Source organism: Prochlorococcus sp. MIT 1300, from assembly GCF_034092375.1.
GTDB lineage: Bacteria > Cyanobacteriota > Cyanobacteriia > PCC-6307 > Cyanobiaceae > MIT-1300.
Window position 1 is genome coordinate 894,560 of the sequence record NZ_CP139302.1, and the last position, 20,899, is coordinate 915,458.

A 20,899-nucleotide genomic window follows, 5' to 3' on the forward strand; every position below is an offset into this window, starting at 1 on the left:
CTATTTATCTGAAAGTATCCTCGGAACTCTAAAGAAATCACCCTCACGCTGTGGAGCCAGATCTAATATTTGCTCTCTTACAGGTGTAGGAGTCACAGAATCTTCCCTTGAAATATTGACAACTTCAACAGCCCTAGTAGTCGGCTCAACATCAGTAGTGTCTATCTTCTCCAATTGAGCAATATATTCAAGAATCTTCTCCAGTTGCCCGGTATACCTATCAATACTTTTCTCAGGGAGATTAAGTCTTGCAAGGTTTGCAACTTTGCGAACATCTGCAGAAGTGATCCGAGTCATACTTGCTTCAAAAAAGTTTCCAAATCCTCGCTAAGCGCTGAGGCGGCTTTATCAAGGAATCTAGCCCCATGCTCAGGCTTAGCCAAATAAGGATCAGAACCCATGCGGCCATCAGGATATAACCGGCGAAAATCCTCAGGCCCATGAATAGGGCCTGCAGGGGCAGGCTCAGGCAAAGGTCTCATCTTGCCAATCAAACTAGGTTCCAAATGCAATGTGAGAGAAATTTCACTAGGTGTCGCATGTTGACCTTCCTTTGAACCATATAAAGATTTGGCTTCATAAAAGACAGGCGCAGCCATAAACCAATTCACAATCTTGCACCGCAAATTCTTTGATGAGGGCAAGCCACGGCCTAATGCAGTTCCATAAGCCTGTGCAAAAGAAGCCTTGGCGGTAGCAATATTTCCACCATGTCCATTAATGACAAAAATCCTTTCAAAACCATTTCGAGCTAATGACAAAATCAAATCATTAAGAACTGCCATCAGAGTTGAAGGTTGAAGACTCATAGTTCCAGGAAAGCCCAAATGATGTTCCGCCATGCCAAAGGCCTGCACAGGCGTAACTAACACTCCAGTTCGACGCCCAACTTCCAAGGCAACCCCTTCAGCAGTCAAAGCATCGGTACCAATTGCACCAGTGGGACCATGTTGTTCAGTTGAGCCTATGGGGAGAATCACAGCCTTACATTTACTTAGATAATCTTCTACTTCTGGCCAACTTTTAAGCGCCAATCGAATCATGCTGATCTTGTCAACTGGCCCTGGAACTTGGGATGACATTACTGGTCCTCTGAATCTAAACACTTATTCAATCTGGTGCCTTGCCTAATTGTTCTTTAGGGATGACTACCTATTCGAAGCAAAATAGGCTCTGCGAGGCACCTCTGAATATGACCAAGCGATTTTCTCACCATATAGACAAAAAAAACAATCAAATTCAAGCGTCTCCTATCACTACATATAAACTGATATTCAAAATAACTAATTCCAATATCGTTTTTCTACCAACCACACCCAAAATCTTGGCAAAGTCTTTTTTTTGCCGTCCAGCTGAAGTAGTGGCCCCAGAGCTGGTTGGATGCCTAATTTTTAAACGTCAACAAGATGACAAGGTACTTTGGGGAGTAATTGTCGAAACAGAAGCTTATTCACAAATTGAAGAAGGTTGTCATGGATATAAACGTCGATCCAAAAGCAACGAAAGTCTTTTTGGAGAACCAGGCATCCTTTACACCTATCTAACTTATGGTATTCATCATTGCGTCAATGTAGTAACTGGCCAAAAAGAATTGGCAAACGGAGTCCTTTTACGTTCTTTAGCCATACCAAATGAAGATGAGCGAATAGCCTCCGGACCTGGTCTTTTAGCTAAAAGATTGTCTCTAAATCTTTCTCATGACAGTTTGCCATTATCAATAGAAAATGGCATATGGATAACTTGCAAACCTTCAAACCTACTGAAAGCCCATCTTGTGTCGACAACCAGAATCGGTATCTCTAAAGCGAAGGATTTGAAATGGAGGTGGTATCTCCATTCTAGTAGAAGTGTTAGTAAACGCTCCCAAGGAGACCGACAGCCGTCAATAAGTCAAGCGTGGATCCCATCAACCAGTGACCTGCTATGAGCAATTGGAATCATCGACATATTCTTGATCTGGCCGCATTCTCTATTGCTGACTTCGATTCAGTAATAGAGCTTGCACACCGCTTTCGTTCCATCCCAAAAACAGGAGCCCGAAGGCTCCCAGCATTACAAGGACGTTTAGTTGCAACATTGTTTTTTGAGCCAAGTACCCGTACTAGAAGCAGCTTTGAATTAGCAGCAAAAAGTCTCTCTGCAGACGTCCAAAGTTTTACCCCTGCCACCAGTTCACTCAGCAAAGGAGAAACACCTGTTGATACAGCACTTACCTATGTAGCAATGGGGGCTGATGTACTAGTGATTCGCCACAACTCAAGCAGCATTCCTCAAAGAATAGCCAATGCCTTAGATCAAACAAATTCAAACACCAGAGTTCTAAATGGAGGAGATGGTCTTCACAGTCATCCAAGCCAGGGACTCTTAGACCTTTACACCTTGGCAAGTCACTTCAACCCTCAAAAACCTTCTTCAAAGGAATTAAATGGCAAAAAAATAGTAATTGTCGGAGATATCTTGCACTCTCGAGTAGCCAGGTCAAATATTTGGAGCCTGACCGCATGTGGTGCTGATGTGATTTTATGCGGACCTCCAAGCCTGCTTCCTGACACCTTCAAAGCCTTTGTAGACGAACCTCCACCAGGACAAAAAAAAGACCCGGTTAAAAAAAGAGGTGATATCAAAATACTCTATTCACTTGAGGAGGCCTTGCCTGAAGCTGATGCGGTCATGGCACTCAGGTTGCAAAAAGAGCGGATGAGTCAAAACCTACTCACTGACCTTGATCAATATCACCTTGACTATGGCTTAACTCATCATCAACTTAAATTATGTGGGAGACATGTCCCAGTGCTTCACCCTGGGCCTGTAAACCGTGGAATAGAATTAAGTGGAGATCTACTAGACGATAAATCTATTTGTCTTGTAGACAAGCAAGTTCAAAATGGAATCCCAATCAGAATGGCACTCTTATATTTAATGACCAAAATGAAATCAGCGTTGGACTAGATAAAAGACTTTAGAAGCTATTTTTCAAAATCCCTACCGTGATTTGAAAACCAATACCCTTTACAAAAGCTTAAAGCCTTCCATTAGCAAGCCGTAAAGAAGACCTATTCTTCCATTATCTAAAAGTTGACGAGTAAATGCAGGGGGGCCAGATAGAGGCCATTGTCTTCTAAACCGGACCATTATCTCCAGAAACAAAACGGTTATAAAAGCACCCACAGGATCCATCAAAGCCAGTGCACCATTAATCATTCCCACAGAGCTGCCTAAAAAAAATCCAACGAGTAGAAGTATCAACAACAAAGAACTTCTTCGCCATGGATTATCTGCCCAACTTTCTAAGCGTTTGACACTTAGAGCGACATTTCTGTGAAGACGAGTGTTCTGCACCTTGCTTGCGATCAATAAAAGCTTTTTGGACAGGGGTTTATTGCAATGAGAAGAACCACAAAAACCACTGTGCAATATCTTTTTACACCATAAGCATAATATTTCCAGAGTGGAATCTAAAGAAGTATTTTCTCTATATTAAAGACTTAGGAAATCTAAATTTAGCGAAGGAAGTAACACACAGAGATGAAATTTATTCCAGAGTGAATAATCTCTGGTTAATTAGCCTCTGCTTTTAACTTCCTCACAGACTTACCCTCAAGCAACTCTAGAAGAGCTTCCATCTGCGCCATAACTCCACGTATTTCGCCAGCCTCGGGCAGCAAACCATCCTCTAAAACCCCTTGATGCATCTCACGCAGTTCTTGCCGGACATAGCGCAAGTGACTAACCACCTGCTCACGTTTCGATTGAGACATTGAACTCTTTATTTTCTTGGTAACCCCTTTTAACTCATATGACTATGAAATGTGGGGTTTGCGACAGCCTGAAAGACTTCCTGCAAGGGCAATGAAGCCAAAGGTTATTAACGCTGAAGGACGTGCCAAGACCGAAAGAGTTGCCAAAAAAGCAAGTCCAAGAAGGAAAAAATGGCGATTGGCGCTTCGAATCCTGATCAACTGAACCACCCGCTTACCTCATCAAAAAAGAAATTTGATCTAACTAACAAGTGCTAGGAAATTTAATGTTGACACATAATCCTTTGCTATTCAGGAAAACTCATAGAGATCTGCTCTACAAAAATCTTTTGAGCCATCTTTGCTTAACGAATTTGATGGAGAATAGGGGATTCGAACCCCTGACCTCTGCGGTGCGATCACAGCGCTCTACCAACTGAGCTAATTCCCCATTAACAAAAGCTAGCGTCCAGGCAAAATAACTAGTGATGGCAAATTCAGTACTAAAAATGGATAGCCTCGAAATTATGGGAACTAATACTGGGTCTGCAATCACACAAAAGCGTCTTGAAGAATTTGATGAACAATCAATAGCCGTGCTAGCCAAGAGGCTTGAAGAGGATGACTATCCAACACCTTTTGCAGGACTAGGCGATTGGCATCTAATCCGAGCTTTGGCTATACATCGCCCAGAGCTGACAAGGCCTTATCTTCACCTAATCGATCAGGAACCCTTTGATGAAGACTAAGCAACTGAGTCTTCTAGAAGGACGTCGTCTATTAGTCGCGGTAACAGGAAGTATTGCGGCTGTAAAGACACCACTCTTGGTAAGCTCACTCGCGAAGCAAGGTGCTGATGTTCGCTGCTTGGTTACCCCAAGTGCTTCAAAGCTAGTAAGCCCTATTTCTCTTGCATCATTAAGCCGAAATAGATGTTATCAAGATGATGATCAATGGAGCCCTTTAGCGAGTAGGCCTTTACACATAGAGTTGGCAGAATGGGCTGAATTAATTGTCATAGCCCCCCTTAGTTCAACCACCCTGGGGAAATGGGTTCATGGAATTGGTGAAGGCCTTCTCTCAAGTCTGCTACTTGCATCTGAAAAGCCAATAGTTGCTGCTGCAGCCATGAATACGGCAATGTGGAGCAACCCTGCAGTAAGGAGAAACTGGGAAAAAATTCAACAATATCCAAAAGTTCTATGTATATCTCCTGAACCAGGGATGTTGGCATGTGATCGTTTAGGTGATGGTCGGATGGCCGACCCAGAATTAATAGAATTAGCAATTGAAAGTGGGCTAAGCCAAACAAATAAAAATGGAGTGCTATTAAAAGACTTTAATAAGCACCAGATCCTTGTTACAGCTGGGCCAACCCATGAAGAAATTGACGCGGCAAGAATAATCACAAATCGCAGCACTGGAGCAATGGGGGTTTTACTTGCCCAAGCAGCAAGATTAAGAGGAGCGAAAGTTGATTTAATTCATGGACCACTTCAACTCCCTTCAAAAAGTTGGTTAGAAGGGATAAATAGCTATCAAGTTCGTACAGCATCTGAAATGCAAGCCCTCATAAAAGAATTACAAGCCAACGCAAATTCAGTCGCAATGGCGGCAGCAGTTGGAGATATAAGGCTCAAAAACCACTCGAATTCTCAAAAACTCTCGAAACAAAAAATTCTTGCTGTATTACCTCCAAACCTTGAAGAAGTCCCAGACTTACTTCAAGAGCTAGTTAACAGAAAACCACCTGGACAGATTGTGCTGGGATTTACGGCTCTCACCGGCACTGAGAGTGAAATCCAAAAGGCAGCTGAAGCGAAATTAAGACAAAAAGGTTGCGATCTTCTATTTGCGAATCCCATTGACCGCCCAGGTTATGGCTTCGAATCCAACACCAACGGTGGTTGGCTAATCACAAGCAACAAAAAAGCTGTTGAATTGCCAAAAACCTCAAAACTTGCTCTAGCCAATGAGTTGCTTAATGAAATCCTTGCTTTAAAGGCCGAAATACAGTCAAAACATCCGGATTCTTCCTCAGCTGTCGGTACCCAATAAGCACTTTCTGCTGATCAGAGTTCAACTCAAAAGGCTCAAAAGGGGCAATTTGGACCCGTTACCCTCTCAAATAGTCAAAATAAATGTCTATAAGTGAAACTGCCTTTTCACGCTAAATCCGCCAAAAATTCGACAGCGACCCTCATCCGACCCTGATCAAGCAAGGTCCAAAGCCCTTATTAGTAAAGGGTTTTAAGCGAAAACACACCTTGCCTAATTAGGGCTTTTGTCGCCCTCAAAATAAGCGACGGGTTGTTGAGAGCTGCAAAAAGCTCGTGAGATGACCTATTTAGCCCCTGTAGGATCCCAGTTGCCCTGTTGGGCGGTAATAACCGCAGTTATCTGGCCTTTCGGCTTCCTCCCATGCTATTTCGTCCTTTTCTGGCCCTGGTGCTGGCTTTCTGTCTGACATTTTTAGCTGCTCCAAGCAGTGTCTCCGCTGAGTTCGTTCTAGGCAACGAAAGGGGGAACGCCACATATGGCGACATAGTTAATACTGGCAAAGCTAACGATTGCCCAACCATTGCAAATGGCTCCAATGGATCCATAGGCATTGGTTCAGGTGACACCCTCAACGACATCTGCCTTCAACCCACTGAAATCTTTGTCAAAGTTGAAGGTAATAGACGTCAGAAAGCTGGCTTCGTCCCCACCAAGATCATTAGCCCAATCCACAACACAACCGTTGAGCAAGTCTACGGAGACATTTCTGGTAGTGGAACGTTTACTGAGAAAGGTGGAATTGATTTTCAGTTGATCACCGTTCTCACACCAGGTGGCACTGAAGTTCCTTTGGTCTTCTCTGCAAAAGAACTTGAGGCAACCTCAAATTCTTCTTCAATCACTCCTGGCACTGAATTCAAAGGCACCACTCGTACTCCTAGCTATAGGACCAGTAACTTCCTTGATCCAAAAAGTCGTGCTCTAACAACTGGAGTTGACTATGCACAAGGACTTGTAGCTTTAGGTGGTGATGATGAGGAACTTACTGCCGAGAACACCAAGCGTTATCTCGAAGGTAAAGGCGACATCACTTTGAACATTGACAGTGTTGATTCTGATACCGATGAGTTCACAGGAACCTTCGTTGCTTATCAGACTGGAGACACTGACATGGGTGGCAAGACAGCCCAAGACGTCAAAATCACTGGTGTTGTCTATGGTCGCAAAGGTTGATCAGTAAAAACTTGACTTAAGTCACTTTGAACTTGAATCAAACCAGCATCCAATAAAGAAGGGGCCCTGTTTGGGCCCCTTCTTTATTGGATGCTGGTTACAAGCCCTTTCCCAAAACGCTATAACCATCAATCTGAGAGAATCCCCAAGGTATTCCCAAGAATTTCAAAGATCATCATGCAATCTGCTTCAGGCCAATCCGATGGGGTTATTACCCCATGCGGTGGAAAGCTTGTAGATCTAATGCTACCGGCCAATCAACATGAAGACGCAAAAGCTTCTGCCACTAAGAAGTTGGAATGTTCTGATCGCAATGCATGTGATATAGAGCTTCTAATCGTTGGGGGGTTCTCACCTGAACGTGGATTTATGCACCAGGAAGATTATGAAGCTGTAGTAGAAGGCTATAGAACCACATCTGGCCATTTATTTGGCCTCCCAATTGTTCTAGATACAGATCGAGAGGATATATCCATCGGAGATCAAGTACTACTTACTTACAAAGGACAAGATTTAGCCATTATTCAAATAGAAGACAAATGGGAACCAGACAAAGTAATCGAAGCCAAAGGTTGTTATGGAACAACATCACTAGAACATCCAGCTGTTCGAATGATTGCATTAGAGAGAAAACGCTTCTATTTAGGTGGGGGATTACAAGGTCTTGCCTTACCCAAAAGAGTATTTCCCTGCAAGACCCCCGCTCAATTAAGAACTGAACTTCCCCCGGGAGAGGATGTAGTTGCTTTTCAATGTCGCAATCCAATTCACCGAGCTCACTATGAACTTTTTACGCGCGCCTTACATGCGCAGAATGTAAGCAAAAATGCCGTTGTACTAGTCCATCCAACTTGTGGGCCAACCCAACATGACGATATTCCTGGTGAAACGAGATTTCAAACGTATGAGCGCCTAGCTGAAGAAGTAAAAGATAAAAGAATTAGATGGGCATATCTTCCATATGCAATGCATATGGCTGGACCACGGGAAGCCCTTCAACACATGATCATCAGACGAAACTACGGGTGTACCCACTTCATTATTGGCCGAGACATGGCCGGCTGTAAGTCATCCCTAAATGGCGAAGACTTTTACGGGCCCTACGAAGCTCAAAACTTTGCCCGGGAATGTGCTCCAGAACTAGCTATGGAAACTGTCCCCTCACTCAATCTTGTATATACGGAAGAAGAGGGTTACGTAACTGCCGAACATGCTGAGACAAGGGGCCTTCATGTGAAGAAACTCAGCGGGACGCAATTCCGAAAAATGCTCAGAAGTGGGGAGGAAATACCTGAGTGGTTCGCCTTTAAAAGCGTTGTTGAAGTGTTGCGATCCTCATGAGCACTAGTCTGCCTATTAACATTCCTTCACTACAGGCTAAAGGACATTGAACAAACGCTTGCGCAATGTAGGGCTATACGTGCTCCTAGTCGGAGTAGTGATCATTGTTGGTACAGCTTTTTTCGACAAGCCAACTACTGAGCAAACCTCAAGAACCATTCGGTACAGCGATTTTATTGAGGCTGTTCAAGAGAACCAAGTGAGTCGTGTTCTGATTTCACCTGATCAAGGCAGTGCTCAAGTTGTTGAGAGCGATGGAAGGCGTTCAGAAGTCAATCTCGCGCCTGACAAAGATCTCTTAAAACTGCTTACAGATAACAATGTTGATATTGCAGTTCAACCAACTAGGCAGGCAAACCCCTGGCAGCAGGCTGCTGGCAGCCTCATTTTCCCTCTACTTTTATTAGGTGGGCTGTTCTTTCTATTTCGTCGAGCCCAAGGAGGTGGAGGCGGCAACCCCGCTATGAACTTTGGGAAAAGTAAAGCTCGCCTTCAAATGGAACCTTCTACACAGGTGACTTTTGGTGATGTAGCAGGAATCGAAGGGGCAAAACTTGAACTTACTGAAGTTGTTGACTTCCTAAAAAATCCTGACCGTTTTACTGCAGTAGGAGCAAAAATCCCTAAAGGGGTCCTGCTAGTTGGGCCTCCAGGAACCGGCAAAACTCTTCTAGCAAAGGCCGTGGCTGGAGAAGCTGCTGTTCCTTTCTTCTCAATCTCTGGCTCAGAATTCGTAGAAATGTTCGTTGGAGTTGGGGCTAGTCGAGTACGAGACTTATTTGAACAAGCAAAGAAAAATTCTCCTTGCATTGTATTTATTGATGAAATAGATGCCGTAGGGCGCCAGAGGGGGGCAGGACTAGGTGGCGGGAATGATGAAAGAGAGCAAACGCTTAATCAACTCCTTACTGAAATGGATGGTTTTGAAGGAAATACAGGAATCATCATTGTTGCGGCAACCAATAGGCCAGACGTACTAGACGCAGCGTTGATGCGACCTGGTAGGTTCGATCGCCAAGTAGTAGTTGATAGACCTGACTACAAAGGAAGGTTGCAAATACTCAAGGTTCATGCACGAGACAAAACCCTTTCTAAGAATGTTGACCTGGATAAGGTGGCACGCAGAACACCAGGTTTCACAGGTGCTGATCTAGCAAATTTGCTTAATGAAGCAGCAATCCTTGCTGCTCGTAATGAGCTCACTGAGGTAAGTAATGACGAAGTAAACGACGCCATAGAACGTGTTATGGCTGGTCCAGAGAAAAAAGATCGTGTAATGAGTGATCGAAGAAAGCGTTTAGTTGCCTATCACGAAGCGGGGCATGCACTTGTTGGAGCCCTTATGCCTGAATACGACCCTGTCCAAAAGATCTCCATCATTCCCAGGGGACAAGCCGGAGGGCTAACTTTCTTTACCCCAAGCGAAGAACGCATGGAATCAGGACTTTATTCAAGAGCCTATCTGCAAAATCAAATGGCAGTAGCTTTAGGAGGTCGGGTAGCAGAGGAAATTGTCTATGGCCAAGACGAAGTAACTACTGGAGCCTCCAATGACTTAACCCAAGTTGCACAAGTCGCCAGACAAATGGTTACACGCTTTGGAATGAGCGAAAAGCTAGGGCCAGTTGCTCTTGGTCGTTCTCAAGGAGGCATGTTCCTTGGAAGAGATATAGCCTCCGAACGCGACTTCTCTGAAGACACGGCTGCCACTATCGATGAGGAGGTATCCGACCTGGTCTCTGTAGCCTACAAACGAGCAACAAAGGTACTGGTAGATAATCGATCAGTATTAGATGAATTAGCCGAAATGCTTGTTGAAAAAGAAACCGTAGACGCCGAAGACCTTCAAGAACTTCTCATCCGCCGAGATGTAAAAGTTGCTGAATACGTTTGACCCCAGTTCTCTTAACAACTCATATAGCTTGAGAAATGAGCAGCAAGCCTTAATTGCTGCTCTACGAAAACAACCTCTCCTAATAGTCCTAAGACCATCTAAGGAAGATCTAGACCAATTACTTCCAAAAAACCGTCCAATAATTCAAACCATCGAGAAACTCAACGACCTAGGGGTAAAGCATATCGAAATAGCTTGGGCGTCCCATCCAGCATGGGCTGAACTAATTGAAGAATTAAGGCAGAACTTTACAAATATTTCCCTTGGAGCAGCCTCAATAACAAATATCGAAGGATTGGAAGAAGTAGCCAGGCTTGGCTTGACTTATGCAATGAGTCCTTACTTGGACCCTCCCCTCCTCTTGCATGCCAGAAAGCTCAAACAACTTCTTATACCAGGAGTTTTCTCTCCTACAGAAATTCATGAAGCACATCAATCAGGCTGTGAATTAGTAAAAGTTTTCCCAGCATCCAATATTGGAATCAACTATATAAAACAACTGCAGATTCCATATCCCTCCTTGCCATTCATTATTGCCGCTGGCGGGCTAAGAGCTGCAGACTTAAAACCATGGCTAGAGAATGGATATGACGCATTAACCCTTGGCCGGAAACTCATCGAAGATGATCAGATTGACCCTGATTTACAAGCATGGTTAAGAGCAGGGTTGAGCAAAAGTTAAACCTTACATTTGGTTAAAATGAGAATCAGCTGCTACATATGACAGGTGTTAAGTATTCGATTTCTCAGTCAACTATCAAGCTCAGTCTTGAGGCTGCAACCCTAATCACCCAACTTCAAAAGGGAATTTTCAACCGTCGCCACAAAAAAGTTTCTGCTTCTTAAGTAGTAGAAAAACTGGTTGAAATTGGTACCAAGTCTAAGTCAGGAAAAAGTTGCATCAACCAAACCAATCATAAGTAATAACTCTGCTGCAGTTGCGAATGGAAACAAGCAATTAGTACTTACCTAACTCTTCAAAACCAAAAATAGTCCCTCACCAAAAAGTACATTGACCTTGCTGTTTCAAAAGATGGTCAGCAAGTACTAAAGAAACCATTGCTTCAACCATTGGGACTGCCCTTGGAAGCACGCAAGGATCATGGCGACCCTTCCCAGCGAGGGTGATTGGTGTCCCATCTAAATCAACAGTTTGTTGATCTTTCCGAATAGTTGCTGTGGGTTTAAAAGCTACTCTTATGACAATAGGTTCACCATTACTAATCCCACCTTGAATCCCTCCTGAATTGTTTGTCGCAGTCTTTAAGCGACCATCTGCACTGGGAACAAAAGCATCATTATGTTGGCTGCCCTTCATAAAACTCCCCTCAAAGCCAGAACCAATCTCAAAACCTTTAGTTGCAGGTAATGACATCACTGCTTTCGCAAGATCAGCTTCTAATTTGTCAAAAACTGGCATGCCTAAACCAACAGGAGCATTCCTTACAAAACACTCAATAAGGCCACCGCAAGAATCCCCTTCTTTACTAATCTGCTCAATTCGTTCAACCATATGAGCTGCAACTACTGAATTAGGGCAACGAACAATATTTGCCTCTACATCCTCAAACCTGACCTTCTCAGGATTGATATCAGCTTCAATATCATGAATTCTCTTTACCCAAGCCAATACCTCGGTGTTGTGGGTTTTTCTTAGCAGTTGTTTGGCAATTGCTCCAGCAGCTACTCGACCAATAGTTTCTCGAGCTGAGGCTCGTCCTCCCCCACTTCTCGCTTGGATCCCATATTTCTTTTGATAGGTAGCATCGGCATGCGAAGGTCGAAATGCCATTTTCATTTCTTGATAATCCCCTGGGCGATGATCCTTATTCCTAACAAGCATCGCAATAGGAGTACCAAGAGTTTGGTTGTCAAGCATCCCACTCAAAATCTCAACTTGATCTCCCTCCTTCCTAGGAGTGGTGATCTTGCTCTGACCAGGCTTACGTCTCTCTAATTCCGCTTGAATCATAGAAATATCTAATTCAAGTCTAGGAGGACAACCCTCCAAAATGACTCCTACCCCACCACCATGTGACTCACCAAAAGTAGTTATGCGGAACAAGTCCCCGAAAATACTGCCCATAAAACACTCACTCTGACCTAGAGCGTAAGGACTCCAGGCAAAGCAGACCGCAATCCTTGGTCAAAACCAGATGAGAAAATTTATTCCATAAAAAAAGCCCCCTCATAGAGGGGGCTTTGAAGACATTCCTAAAAGGTCTCTTTAAGAAGAGTTTTTAGTATTAGTCGTGATCAACCAATTGCAGGAGCAACAAGAGCAACTGAAGTTGTTTCAGCAGCTGCAAGGTCTAGAGGGAAGTTGTGAGCGTTACGCTCATGCATTACTTCCATACCTAGGTTTGCGCGATTAAGCACATCTCCCCAAGTAGGAACAACCTTGCCCTGTGCGTCAATAATTGACTGGTTGAAGTTGAATCCATTCAGATTGAATGCCATGGTACAAATGCCCATAGAAGTCAACCAAACACAAACAACTGGGAAGATTGCCAAGAAGAAGTGAAGACTACGGCTGTTGTTAAAGCTGGCGTATTGGAAGATCAGACGTCCAAAGTAACCGTGGGCAGCCACGATGTTGTAGGTCTCTTCCTCTTGGCCAAACTTGTAACCGTAATTCTGAGATTCGTTCTCTGTTGTTTCACGAACAAGTGAAGAAGTAACGAGAGAACCATGCATGGCAGAAAATAAGCTTCCACCAAACATGCCTGCCACACCAAACATGTGGAAGGGGTGCATAAGAATGTTGTGCTCAGCCTGGAACACAAACATGAAGTTGAAAGTTCCGGAGATACCTAAGGGCATTCCATCAGAGAAAGATCCCTGACCGAATGGGTAAACAAGGAACACAGCAAATGCTGCAGAAACTGGAGCGGAGTATGCAACGCAAATCCATGGGCGCATACCTAAGCGGTATGAAAGTTCCCACTGGCGTCCCATCCATCCACAAATACCAATAAGGAAGTGGAAGCAAACCAATTGGTAAGGGCCACCGTTGTAAAGCCACTCGTCAAGAGTCGCAGCTTCCCAGATTGGGTAAAAGTGAAGACCGATGGCATTACTTGAAGGCACAACGGCTCCGGAAATGATGTTATTTCCGTAGAGGAAGGATCCTGCAACTGGCTCACGGATACCATCAATGTCGACCGGTGGGGCCGCAATGAAAGCAATAATGAAGCAGGTGGTTGCGGCCAAAAGGCAAGGGATCATCAACACACCAAACCAACCGACATAAATTCGGTTATTGGTGGAGGTGACCCACTCACAGAAAGTGGCCCAGGAATCCAGTTCCCATCTACCCCTGTCGCGGATAGAAGTGGTCATAGATAGTTAGTAAGACGGAGTTTTACCTGAAAAGAGTCCCAAGAGTGGGACAGCTAGTAAGGGCAGGATGTACCTACCGAGGTGACTTTAAAGGATTCAATGCAATATCTGTGAGCAAATCACGAAATCCAAGTACCTCTTAAACAACCGTCAAGCAATACCCCCAACAGGCAAGCAACGGATAGTGAGCCATAGCTAGTACCATTTAAGCTGATCAGGCTAAAGAGTATTTAAACCCTATATAGAGTTCACAGTCTTAATTTTTCCGTACAACCTGTTAACTTCAAACTTAGTTCTTCAAAGCTGGTTGAAGGTCAACCAACCCAATGTCCAGGTCTCCCTATTCGCTACTTCCCACCTTGACCATTGGCACAGGGCTGCTTGTCTTAGGGATAGTCCAATTGACTAGCAATAATAGATTTCAACAGCGAATAAAAAATCTCGAAGAGCTAATGGGGCAACAAATTATTCAATCCCCAAAACTCGACGCAAAAACCCCTATTGGTCCGATTAAGTCAATCACGTTCCGAATAGGGACCAAAGATGATCGGCTCAGAATTTATTGGGCAGATGGAAGTAAAAGCGATTTACCATGCTCCAAAGAGCATGCCACCAAGGAACAGTGGGCTTGTGGCTGAATAAACTTGTGAAAGCAATTCTCAAGTTTTAATGATCTGAAATCTTGTGAAAATCATCTCAAGAAAACAATAAACTATTTAATTCGACTGCCCAGTTTTGATCAAATGCCAATACTTCTCGTTTAGTTAGACTTAAGGCTATTTTTTTTTCCAAATATGCTGCTTCATTAATAAATACCGGTACTAATTTTTCCTTAAAATTAGAGCGAATGATCTCTCCATTTGCCTTAATAAACAATGGTGATCCATGCTCTATCGGTTGCCAGTCTCGGCCTTGAATCTCTGGGTGCAACACTGCAATAGGTTGTCCATCTGAATCTCTTGGCAAATCTAGACTTTGAATATGCCTATGAAGCACCAATTGGTTTGGGAACCTAGCTTCCCCACAAGAAAGCTTTGCAAGACAATCAAGAGAAGCCGATAAAGCCAAGCGAGTCTTTTCAATAATTGATGCCTTTAAAACACCCTGGGGGACTGGTCCAATTTCAATCACCAATCCACATGGCCAATTCTCGACTAAAAACCCTTGCTGATTAGGATCACCTTCATGCAAATAGACAGGCAAACCTAGCCGGTATTGAATTAGAGACGCAACAGCCAAATCAACTGATCTTCGGCCATATATAACAATGCTGCTTCCCATTGATGATGTAGTGCTGTGAAGGTCTATTGCAAACTTGCATGAATGTTTTCCATTAGGTCCGAACAATCTCACAAGCTCCTTAGCTCTCAAGACCTCTTGAACTGAAGAGTTAGAAGAATTCAGCAACTCTTTGCGAAAGCTCCTATTTAAATCACTATGTATATAACGTTTACCTTCGGATAAAGCAGCTGGATTGCCAATGACTTTTTTCAGTTCCAAATCATGGGAATCAATCAAATCAGGATTTCTCGACCACTGATCAAAAAGCCAGGGGGCATTAACCTCATTTCCATGAGTTCCTGCTACCAAAAGTACCGAAATGGGTGACATTCAGAATTAATGGTTGCCGCTAGCCTGACTCAAAATCACTGCAAAGGGAAGCAATGTCTATACCCCCAGCAGTAGTTGCCGCTGCCAGATGCGCCTGGAAATGGCAATGGAACCAATTAATGAATGGCCTCGCCCCAGCTGACAGTAAAGGGAACTACCAAAGGCCACCGAGCCAACATCAAAAAGCACAGATTCCCATTCTTGCGGAGTTGACCAAACGCCCAAAAGAACAATTGCCTCGCTTAATTATTGGCAGAAGCTGTCCATGGGCTCACCGTACCTGGCTAATGCACTGTCTTCGAGGGCTGAGTGAAAGCATTACTTTGCTAGTAGCTAATGCTGATCACAAAAGTGGCCGCTGGACTATTAATCCTCCATGGCTAAAGCAAACGACCCTTCTTGGCCTTTATGAAATAAGTGGCGCACCTCCCAAGCATCGAGCAACTGTTCCAACCTTGATTGATCCTGGGGAACAATCAACTAATCCCCCCGTAATTCTGGGAAATGAAAGTGCTCAACTTGTTGAAGCTCTGAATCAATGGCCAACATCAAAGGATGCAATGGAATTGGCCCCAGAGAATTTAAAAGAAGAAATTAATAACTGGCAAAAGCTTATTCAGCCAACTGTTAACGATGGAGTCTATAGATGCGGTTTTGCCCGTAACCAAGCCGCATATGACAAAGCTTCGAAGCAGTTGTTTGATACTCTCCGCAATATAAATACAAGCCTTTCATTAAAAGGTCCCTGGTTATGTGGAGAAAAACTTACGATTGCTGATGTAAGACTTTTCCCAACTCTTATCCGCTGGGAAATCGTTTACTCACCTCTATTCGGCTGTAGCCAAGAGCCTCTCTGGAGCTTTGACCAAATTTGGGAATGGCGACAAAGATTTTTTGCTCTACAAGGTGTAGCTGAAACATGTAATGCGGATATCTGGCGAAAGGACTATTTCGGAGCACTCTTCCCGTTAAGGCCAAGCTCCATTGTCCCATCAGGTCCAGATCTCAGCAAAATAACTAATTCCTCATCACCTTATTCCCTATGAACACTAATCAACAAAGCCAGGGAATCCCTAATTCTTCTCTTAGCGAACCAGAATTTGAAGGAATATATGGCAGGTATAAAATCACTAAAAATGATGAAAAGGAGGTTCAGTATTACCGGATCTCACTACTACTCTGTGGGATTTCCTTGTCAATTGGCTTATTGCATTGGCAGCTATTAGGCGCAAATATGGCCTGGATATGGTTACTACCAATGTCTATAGGACTTGGATGTTCCCTCTTATGGATACACATATATCTTCGACCTCTTCATATTGCCTTGCAAATACTATGGGCATTTGGATCACTTCTTACTATTTTATTGTCTTTATATGTTGGGCCACAAAATCTTTTAACAGTCATAGCAAAAGAACCTCGTTGGATATTAGTTATAGGTCCACTATTCGCCTCTCTCACTGGGGTAGGGTTTAAAGAGTTTTTTTGTTTCGGCAGGCCAGAGGCAATTGGCCTAACAATACTTGTCCCTTGTGCACTCCTAGGTCATCTAACAAGACTAATTAATGGAGAAATTGCTCTTACATTATTAAACTCCGCTTCAGTCCTACTAATAATCTTATCTCTTAGGAAATTTGGCATGGATGCGGCAGCTGATGTGGGAGACAAAAGCGTATTTAATTACCTAAGAAGTCAAAAATCCGCTAAAATTTCGTGAGTGTTTTAAGCCTCATAGGAGCCTCTAAAGACTTTGGTATTAAAAGTCTTTTTCATGATCTTACGCTACACATTGAGAAGAATGAACGCTTGGGATTAATTGGTCCTAATGGAGCAGGGAAATCAACTTTATTAAAAGTAATTTCAGGGCTAGAACCACTCAACCTAGGTGAAAGAAGATGTAATAAAAAAACTCTAATAAAGCATGTAACGCAGGAAACCTCCTTTCATAAAGGACGGACTGTTTTAGAAGAAGTGCTCGCCGGATGCGGGCAAAAAAAAGAATTGCTAATTAACTTCCGAAAATCTAGTGAAGAAGTTGCGCAGAAACCTAATGAAAAGTCTTCTTTAGAAAAGTTAGGTCAACTGAGTCAAGAGATGGATCATGCAGAAGCTTGGAATCTAGAAAGCCAATGCCAAGAAATCCTCAGCAGACTAGGTATTCAAAATCTGCACCAACCTGTAGATGAACTATCAGGTGGTTTCCAAAAAAGGGTAGGGCTAGCGTCGGCACTATTGTCTAACCCTGATTTATTGCTCCTCGATGAACCTACAAATCACCTCGACGCAATAGCAGTGGAATGGCTACAAAACTGGCTTAAAAATTTCAAAGGCGCCTTAGTGCTGGTTACGCATGACCGATATGTACTTGATTGTATTAGCACACGAATGGTTGAAGTAGACCAAGGCATCGCACGCATTTACCATGGAAACTACAATAATTATCTAAAAGAAAAAAGCAAGGTAAATTCAATTGATAAGTCAAAAGAACACAAATTAAAGAGTATTTTGAGAAGAGAACTAGCCTGGCTAAGTCAGGGGCCAAAAGCACGAAGTACCAAGCAAAAAGCCCGTACAGATAGAATAGAGATTTTACGCAATAAAAGTATTAGTTCAAATCAAAAACAGCTACGTATAGAGAACTTAAAGCGTCGAATAGGCAAGGTAGTTATTGAGGCAGAATGCTTAAAAGTAAGACAAGATAAATACCAAGATAGTAAAATTCTTATAGAAGACTTTAATTACAATTTTTCCCCTAATGACAGAGTTGGAATAATTGGTAAAAATGGTTCAGGAAAATCGACATTACTTGAACTAATAGCTGGACTTAGGAAACCTGATTCTGGTCAATTGCGCATAGGAGAAACCATTCATATAGGTTATTTAGATCAACATACAAAGGAAATAAAAAATCCAAAAGATCTAAAAACAACAGTCATTCAATTTGTAGAAGAAAAAGCCTTATTCATTGAACTACAGAAAAAAAAGATTTCAGCCTCTCAATTATTAGAAAGGTTTTTATTTTCACCTGCGCAACAACATCTGCCAATAGCAAAACTTTCGGGGGGAGAGCGTAGAAGATTAACTCTTTGCCGACTACTGGTACAAGCTCCGAATGTTCTTCTACTGGATGAGCCAACAAATGACCTTGATGTTTATACCTTGAGCATCTTGGAAGACTTTCTAGAAGATTTCTTCGGCTGTGTAATAATTGTATCTCATGATAGATACTTTCTAGATAGAACTGTTAACCGTATCTTTTGTTTTGAAAACAATAAACTTAATCGTTATGAAGGCAACTATACTGACTTTTTAAACAAATCTAGAGAAAAAATTATTTGTGAAACTGAGAAATCCTCTCAAAAAAATACATCTAAATTATCTAAAGAAAAGAACATCACTCACAGAGGAGAAGTAAATAAATTTCAAACTCATAAACCTAGGAGGAGGAGCTTCAAAGAATCCAAAGAACTTGAAATCTTGGAAAAACAACTTCCAGAGTTTGAAAAAAGACGTAATTTTATTGAAAAAAGCATGTCAGAAAACAATGCAGACCTCAGCCAGTTGAGCAATCAACTGGCTGAGGTGGTACTCGAATTGGCTAAAGCAGAGGAACGATGGTTGGAACTTAGTGAATTGGCTCCTTAGGCAGCATCTTTTCATCGCCAAAAGGGACTGAGAGCCCTCCAAAGAAATGCCGCTCTTGAGAACTACGCGAAGCGAAGCTCTCAAATTAGAGGCGAAGGCTCTACCAAAAGGATTCCTACTCAAAAGTCTTATCACCTTATGGAATCAGAGCAATTTGGTCATTCTGGTTTCGCTGATTAGCACTTAGCTTGTTCTTTACCAGAGGCCTAAAACAAGTGTGTCTTCTTTTCCGTTGTAGTTGTTTTGAGACATAGCAAGCCTTGCTTTCGTCATTAATCCAAAGCATACGAACAAATTCACTAAGGGCATCACCGCCATGCATTGCTTTTATTATTCCCATTTCTTCAGCTGGCAACTGAATAATTTACTTTTTCAAACCCTAGTTAGTCTCGGCAATGGTGTTGTAAAGGAAACCAACTACTAGTTCCACCCATGGCATAACGGTGCAAGGGCCGTATCGTGAGTTGTCGCAAGATGCTGGCCAAAGCCTCAGACTCATGAACACCATCGACGAGCACATTCAAAAGGATCAATCCGAGATCCAATCAGCAAAGGCACAAGGAGATGCCGCCAAAGTGAGGCATCTAACTGACGAGCTTCATTCACTAGAAGAATACAAAGAGCATCATCCTGGTGAAAAGCATGATCCAAATGCCTTGGAATTATTCTGCGATGCCAACCCAGACGAACCAGAATGCCTGGTCTATGACGATTGATGCAATATTTGGCAGCCATCCTCTACAGAGGAAATCTCCCACAGGGGATGGCCGCTACTTATTTCAAAATTCCTCATCAAATTCGGATGGACTTCTAGTTAAAGAGCAAACAACCGCCTCCTCTCTTTTAAGTTCCTTCACTTCATTAATTGGACGCCCTAGTTTGCGCAAGGCTTCCACCTCTTGATAGGTTTGGCATCTTGCGATCACATTTCCTTGTCCATCAAAGCAACTATAAAAAGTCATGATTGAAATAGATTCCACCTATTTATGACTAATTCTCACGAATTACACAAGTATATATTCTTGATTTTGCATGTTAGCTATCTAACACCCTCCAGACTTCTACCAGCAAATCTTTAAGGCCATGCCCCATTGCAGCTGATACAAGGATGACTTTTTTACTGAAAGCATTTTGCACAGAATTAACAATTTCTTCTAATTCTTCTTGTTCAACTAGCTCAGTTTTGTTCAGTACTAGAAGTCTTTCCTTGTCAATTAAGCCATTACCATAAGCTGATAGTTCCTCCTCCACTACTCTCAAATCATTGCAAGGGTCTTGAGCAGAGCAATCTATTAAATGCACTAATAATTTTGTTCTTTCAATATGTCGCAGAAACTCATGTCCTAAACCAGCGCCTTTAGCAGCTCCAGAGATCAATCCAGGTATATCCGCAAAAACCGTTCCGTCCCCAGTCGGTTTACGCACAACTCCTAAGTTCGGAACCAAAGTTGTAAATGGATAATCTGCAATTTTTGGACGAGCTGCTGAAAGAACTGCAATCAAAGTACTTTTGCCAGCGTTGGGCAATCCAATAATTCCTACTTCTGCCAACAATTTCAATTCTAGTTGCAAACACCACTCCTCTCCATCGCCTCCCTCGGTGCACTTTTCTGGAGCACGATTTCGGTTACTTAGATAATGAGCATTTCCCAAACCTCCACGACCTCCAAACGCAACTACCAAAGATTGTCCGGCAGAGATCAAATCCCCAAGAATGATGCCTGAAGGGAGGTGGCGTACTTCAGTTCCACAAGGAACTTTTATTATCAAGTCTTTGCCTGAAGCTCCGCTCCGCCTACTGGGCCCACCCCTACTACCATCATCAGCAAGGAACAATCTCCTGTATTTGAAATCTAGAAGGGTTTGAAGGTTGGCATCTGCTTGCAGCAAGATTTTGCCTCCATGTCCCCCATCCCCACCTGATGGACCTCCTGCAGGCACATACTTCTCTCGACGAAAGGCAACAATTCCATCGCCTCCTCTACCCGCTCTAACAGTTACCTTTGCTTGATCTATGAACTGCATTTTCTTCTATTCATACCGAGAAATCTCAAGAAGGGAAAACTACCAGGGACAAATCAGGGATTACATCTCG

Annotated in this window: 23 protein-coding genes and 1 tRNA gene; 13 read left to right on the forward strand and 11 right to left on the reverse strand. The window is 43.0% G+C overall.

The features are described from left to right. Together gatC and SOI83_RS04770 are read right to left on the reverse strand one after the other, a co-directional pair. The gene (gene gatC, locus SOI83_RS04765; RefSeq protein WP_320677533.1) at nucleotides 1–297 is read right to left on the reverse strand and encodes an Asp-tRNA(Asn)/Glu-tRNA(Gln) amidotransferase subunit GatC; all 297 of its coding nucleotides are present in this window, start codon (nucleotides 295–297) and stop codon (nucleotides 1–3) included. Continuing rightward, nucleotides 294–1,082: a creatininase family protein gene (locus SOI83_RS04770; RefSeq protein ID WP_320677534.1), complete on the reverse strand. Its 789-nt coding sequence runs from the start codon at nucleotides 1,080–1,082 to the stop codon at nucleotides 294–296. The genes gatC and SOI83_RS04770 overlap by 4 nt, the downstream gene beginning before the upstream one ends. Nucleotides 1,083–1,360: 278 nt before the next feature. Between SOI83_RS04770 and SOI83_RS04775 the strand changes: the two genes are divergently transcribed. Further along, complete coding sequence (locus SOI83_RS04775) at nucleotides 1,361–1,927, forward strand: DNA-3-methyladenine glycosylase (RefSeq protein ID WP_320677536.1); 567 nt, start codon at nucleotides 1,361–1,363, stop codon at nucleotides 1,925–1,927. Next, on the forward strand, nucleotides 1,924–2,949 hold the full coding sequence (locus SOI83_RS04780) for an aspartate carbamoyltransferase catalytic subunit (protein WP_320677538.1): 1,026 nt from the start codon (nucleotides 1,924–1,926) through the stop codon (nucleotides 2,947–2,949). The genes SOI83_RS04775 and SOI83_RS04780 overlap by 4 nt, the downstream gene beginning before the upstream one ends. Before the next feature lie 60 nt (nucleotides 2,950–3,009). Here SOI83_RS04780 and SOI83_RS04785 read toward each other — a convergent pair whose 3' ends face one another. The 3 genes from SOI83_RS04785 to SOI83_RS04795 all read right to left on the reverse strand — a co-directional run bounded on the left by SOI83_RS04785 (nucleotide 3,010) and on the right by SOI83_RS04795 (nucleotide 4,188). Further along, nucleotides 3,010–3,339 (reverse strand): DUF565 domain-containing protein, encoded by a 330-nt coding sequence (locus SOI83_RS04785; protein ID WP_320677539.1) that lies wholly within the window; start codon nucleotides 3,337–3,339, stop codon nucleotides 3,010–3,012. A gap of 218 nt (nucleotides 3,340–3,557) precedes the next feature. Next, the gene (locus tag SOI83_RS04790; protein ID WP_320677540.1) at nucleotides 3,558–3,758 is read right to left on the reverse strand and encodes a hypothetical protein; all 201 of its coding nucleotides are present in this window, start codon (nucleotides 3,756–3,758) and stop codon (nucleotides 3,558–3,560) included. Between the two features lie 357 nt (nucleotides 3,759–4,115). Continuing rightward, nucleotides 4,116–4,188: transfer RNA gene (locus tag SOI83_RS04795), tRNA-Ala, on the reverse strand. Between the two features lie 76 nt (nucleotides 4,189–4,264). Between SOI83_RS04795 and SOI83_RS04800 the strand changes: the two genes are divergently transcribed. The 6 genes from SOI83_RS04800 (at nucleotide 4,265) to SOI83_RS04825 (ending at nucleotide 10,888) form a co-directional block, all read left to right on the forward strand. Beyond that, nucleotides 4,265–4,486: a DUF2555 domain-containing protein gene (locus tag SOI83_RS04800; RefSeq protein WP_414153440.1), complete on the forward strand. Its 222-nt coding sequence runs from the start codon at nucleotides 4,265–4,267 to the stop codon at nucleotides 4,484–4,486. Next, the gene (gene coaBC, locus SOI83_RS04805) at nucleotides 4,476–5,795 is read left to right on the forward strand and encodes a bifunctional phosphopantothenoylcysteine decarboxylase/phosphopantothenate--cysteine ligase CoaBC (protein ID WP_320677541.1); all 1,320 of its coding nucleotides are present in this window, start codon (nucleotides 4,476–4,478) and stop codon (nucleotides 5,793–5,795) included. The genes SOI83_RS04800 and coaBC overlap by 11 nt, the downstream gene beginning before the upstream one ends. A gap of 363 nt (nucleotides 5,796–6,158) precedes the next feature. After that, entirely contained in the window at nucleotides 6,159–6,971 is an 813-nt protein-coding gene (locus tag SOI83_RS04810; protein ID WP_320677542.1) for a photosystem II manganese-stabilizing polypeptide, read from the forward strand. A gap of 177 nt (nucleotides 6,972–7,148) precedes the next feature. Then, nucleotides 7,149–8,312, forward strand: coding sequence for a sulfate adenylyltransferase (sat, locus tag SOI83_RS04815; RefSeq protein WP_320677543.1), 1,164 nt, complete (start codon nucleotides 7,149–7,151; stop codon nucleotides 8,310–8,312). A 46-nt stretch (nucleotides 8,313–8,358) separates the two neighbouring features. Beyond that, a complete protein-coding gene (ftsH3, locus tag SOI83_RS04820) occupies nucleotides 8,359–10,206 on the forward strand; it encodes an ATP-dependent zinc metalloprotease FtsH3 (protein WP_320677545.1) in 1,848 nt (615 codons plus the stop codon). Beyond that, nucleotides 10,190–10,888: a bifunctional 4-hydroxy-2-oxoglutarate aldolase/2-dehydro-3-deoxy-phosphogluconate aldolase gene (locus SOI83_RS04825; protein ID WP_320677546.1), complete on the forward strand. Its 699-nt coding sequence runs from the start codon at nucleotides 10,190–10,192 to the stop codon at nucleotides 10,886–10,888. The genes ftsH3 and SOI83_RS04825 overlap by 17 nt, the downstream gene beginning before the upstream one ends. A gap of 315 nt (nucleotides 10,889–11,203) precedes the next feature. Here SOI83_RS04825 and aroC read toward each other — a convergent pair whose 3' ends face one another. Both aroC and psbA read right to left on the reverse strand, forming a co-directional pair. Beyond that, a complete protein-coding gene (aroC, locus tag SOI83_RS04830; RefSeq protein ID WP_320677547.1) occupies nucleotides 11,204–12,292 on the reverse strand; it encodes a chorismate synthase in 1,089 nt (362 codons plus the stop codon). Between the two features lie 170 nt (nucleotides 12,293–12,462). Next, nucleotides 12,463–13,548 carry a photosystem II q(b) protein gene (gene psbA, locus SOI83_RS04835; RefSeq protein WP_320677548.1) on the reverse strand — a complete coding sequence of 362 codons (1,086 nt, stop codon included), beginning with the start codon at nucleotides 13,546–13,548 and terminating at the stop codon, nucleotides 12,463–12,465. Between the two features lie 326 nt (nucleotides 13,549–13,874). On the opposite strand from psbA, the gene SOI83_RS04840 reads away from it, so the two are divergent. Continuing rightward, nucleotides 13,875–14,186 (forward strand): hypothetical protein, encoded by a 312-nt coding sequence (locus tag SOI83_RS04840; RefSeq protein ID WP_320677549.1) that lies wholly within the window; start codon nucleotides 13,875–13,877, stop codon nucleotides 14,184–14,186. 58 nt (nucleotides 14,187–14,244) lie between these two features. Here SOI83_RS04840 and SOI83_RS04845 read toward each other — a convergent pair whose 3' ends face one another. Further along, complete coding sequence (locus SOI83_RS04845) at nucleotides 14,245–15,159, reverse strand: aspartoacylase (protein WP_320677550.1); 915 nt, start codon at nucleotides 15,157–15,159, stop codon at nucleotides 14,245–14,247. A 53-nt stretch (nucleotides 15,160–15,212) separates the two neighbouring features. Here SOI83_RS04845 and SOI83_RS04850 point away from each other — a divergent pair, with 53 nt between their 5' ends. Genes SOI83_RS04850 through SOI83_RS04860 form a run of 3 tightly spaced genes read left to right on the forward strand, consistent with a single transcriptional unit; the run spans nucleotide 15,213 to nucleotide 18,804 of the window. Further along, complete coding sequence (locus SOI83_RS04850; protein WP_320677551.1) at nucleotides 15,213–16,205, forward strand: glutathione S-transferase C-terminal domain-containing protein; 993 nt, start codon at nucleotides 15,213–15,215, stop codon at nucleotides 16,203–16,205. Further along, entirely contained in the window at nucleotides 16,202–16,876 is a 675-nt protein-coding gene (locus SOI83_RS04855) for a DUF2301 domain-containing membrane protein (protein ID WP_320677553.1), read from the forward strand. Before SOI83_RS04850 ends, SOI83_RS04855 begins: the two co-directional genes overlap by 4 nt. After that, a complete protein-coding gene (locus SOI83_RS04860; RefSeq protein WP_320677555.1) occupies nucleotides 16,873–18,804 on the forward strand; it encodes an ABC-F family ATP-binding cassette domain-containing protein in 1,932 nt (643 codons plus the stop codon). The genes SOI83_RS04855 and SOI83_RS04860 overlap by 4 nt, the downstream gene beginning before the upstream one ends. A gap of 136 nt (nucleotides 18,805–18,940) precedes the next feature. Here SOI83_RS04860 and SOI83_RS04865 read toward each other — a convergent pair whose 3' ends face one another. Next, nucleotides 18,941–19,159 carry a hypothetical protein gene (locus SOI83_RS04865; RefSeq protein ID WP_320677556.1) on the reverse strand — a complete coding sequence of 73 codons (219 nt, stop codon included), beginning with the start codon at nucleotides 19,157–19,159 and terminating at the stop codon, nucleotides 18,941–18,943. 142 nt (nucleotides 19,160–19,301) lie between these two features. On the opposite strand from SOI83_RS04865, the gene SOI83_RS04870 reads away from it, so the two are divergent. Further along, entirely contained in the window at nucleotides 19,302–19,520 is a 219-nt protein-coding gene (locus SOI83_RS04870; protein WP_320677557.1) for a CP12 domain-containing protein, read from the forward strand. A gap of 63 nt (nucleotides 19,521–19,583) precedes the next feature. On the opposite strand, the gene SOI83_RS04875 is transcribed toward SOI83_RS04870, so the two are convergent. Both SOI83_RS04875 and cgtA read right to left on the reverse strand, forming a co-directional pair. After that, a complete protein-coding gene (locus tag SOI83_RS04875) occupies nucleotides 19,584–19,766 on the reverse strand; it encodes a hypothetical protein (protein ID WP_320677649.1) in 183 nt (60 codons plus the stop codon). Nucleotides 19,767–19,839: 73 nt separating this feature from the next. Continuing rightward, nucleotides 19,840–20,829 carry an Obg family GTPase CgtA gene (gene cgtA, locus SOI83_RS04880; RefSeq protein ID WP_320677558.1) on the reverse strand — a complete coding sequence of 330 codons (990 nt, stop codon included), beginning with the start codon at nucleotides 20,827–20,829 and terminating at the stop codon, nucleotides 19,840–19,842. Between the last annotated feature and the right edge of the window lie 70 nt (nucleotides 20,830–20,899).

Bases quoted from the DNA above. Each gene is read 5' to 3' on its own strand.
- gatC (WP_320677533.1), bottom strand. From the start codon at position 297: ATGACTCGGATCACTTCTGCAGATGTTCGCAAAGTTGCAAACCTTGCA.
- SOI83_RS04770 (WP_320677534.1), bottom strand. From the start codon at position 1,082: ATGTCATCCCAAGTTCCAGGGCCAGTTGACAAGATCAGCATGATTCGA.
- SOI83_RS04780 (WP_320677538.1), top strand. From the start codon at position 1,924: ATGAGCAATTGGAATCATCGACATATTCTTGATCTGGCCGCATTCTCT.
- SOI83_RS04790 (WP_320677540.1), bottom strand. From the start codon at position 3,758: ATGTCTCAATCGAAACGTGAGCAGGTGGTTAGTCACTTGCGCTATGTC.
- SOI83_RS04800 (WP_414153440.1), top strand. From the start codon at position 4,265: ATGGGAACTAATACTGGGTCTGCAATCACACAAAAGCGTCTTGAAGAA.
- coaBC (WP_320677541.1), top strand. From the start codon at position 4,476: ATGAAGACTAAGCAACTGAGTCTTCTAGAAGGACGTCGTCTATTAGTC.
- SOI83_RS04810 (WP_320677542.1), top strand. From the start codon at position 6,159: ATGCTATTTCGTCCTTTTCTGGCCCTGGTGCTGGCTTTCTGTCTGACA.
- sat (WP_320677543.1), top strand. From the start codon at position 7,149: ATGCAATCTGCTTCAGGCCAATCCGATGGGGTTATTACCCCATGCGGT.
- aroC (WP_320677547.1), bottom strand. From the start codon at position 12,292: ATGGGCAGTATTTTCGGGGACTTGTTCCGCATAACTACTTTTGGTGAG.
- psbA (WP_320677548.1), bottom strand. From the start codon at position 13,548: ATGACCACTTCTATCCGCGACAGGGGTAGATGGGAACTGGATTCCTGG.
- SOI83_RS04840 (WP_320677549.1), top strand. From the start codon at position 13,875: ATGTCCAGGTCTCCCTATTCGCTACTTCCCACCTTGACCATTGGCACA.
- SOI83_RS04845 (WP_320677550.1), bottom strand. From the start codon at position 15,159: ATGTCACCCATTTCGGTACTTTTGGTAGCAGGAACTCATGGAAATGAG.
- SOI83_RS04850 (WP_320677551.1), top strand. From the start codon at position 15,213: ATGTCTATACCCCCAGCAGTAGTTGCCGCTGCCAGATGCGCCTGGAAA.
- SOI83_RS04855 (WP_320677553.1), top strand. From the start codon at position 16,202: ATGAACACTAATCAACAAAGCCAGGGAATCCCTAATTCTTCTCTTAGC.
- SOI83_RS04870 (WP_320677557.1), top strand. From the start codon at position 19,302: ATGAACACCATCGACGAGCACATTCAAAAGGATCAATCCGAGATCCAA.
- SOI83_RS04875 (WP_320677649.1), bottom strand. From the start codon at position 19,766: ATGACTTTTTATAGTTGCTTTGATGGACAAGGAAATGTGATCGCAAGA.
- cgtA (WP_320677558.1), bottom strand. From the start codon at position 20,829: ATGCAGTTCATAGATCAAGCAAAGGTAACTGTTAGAGCGGGTAGAGGA.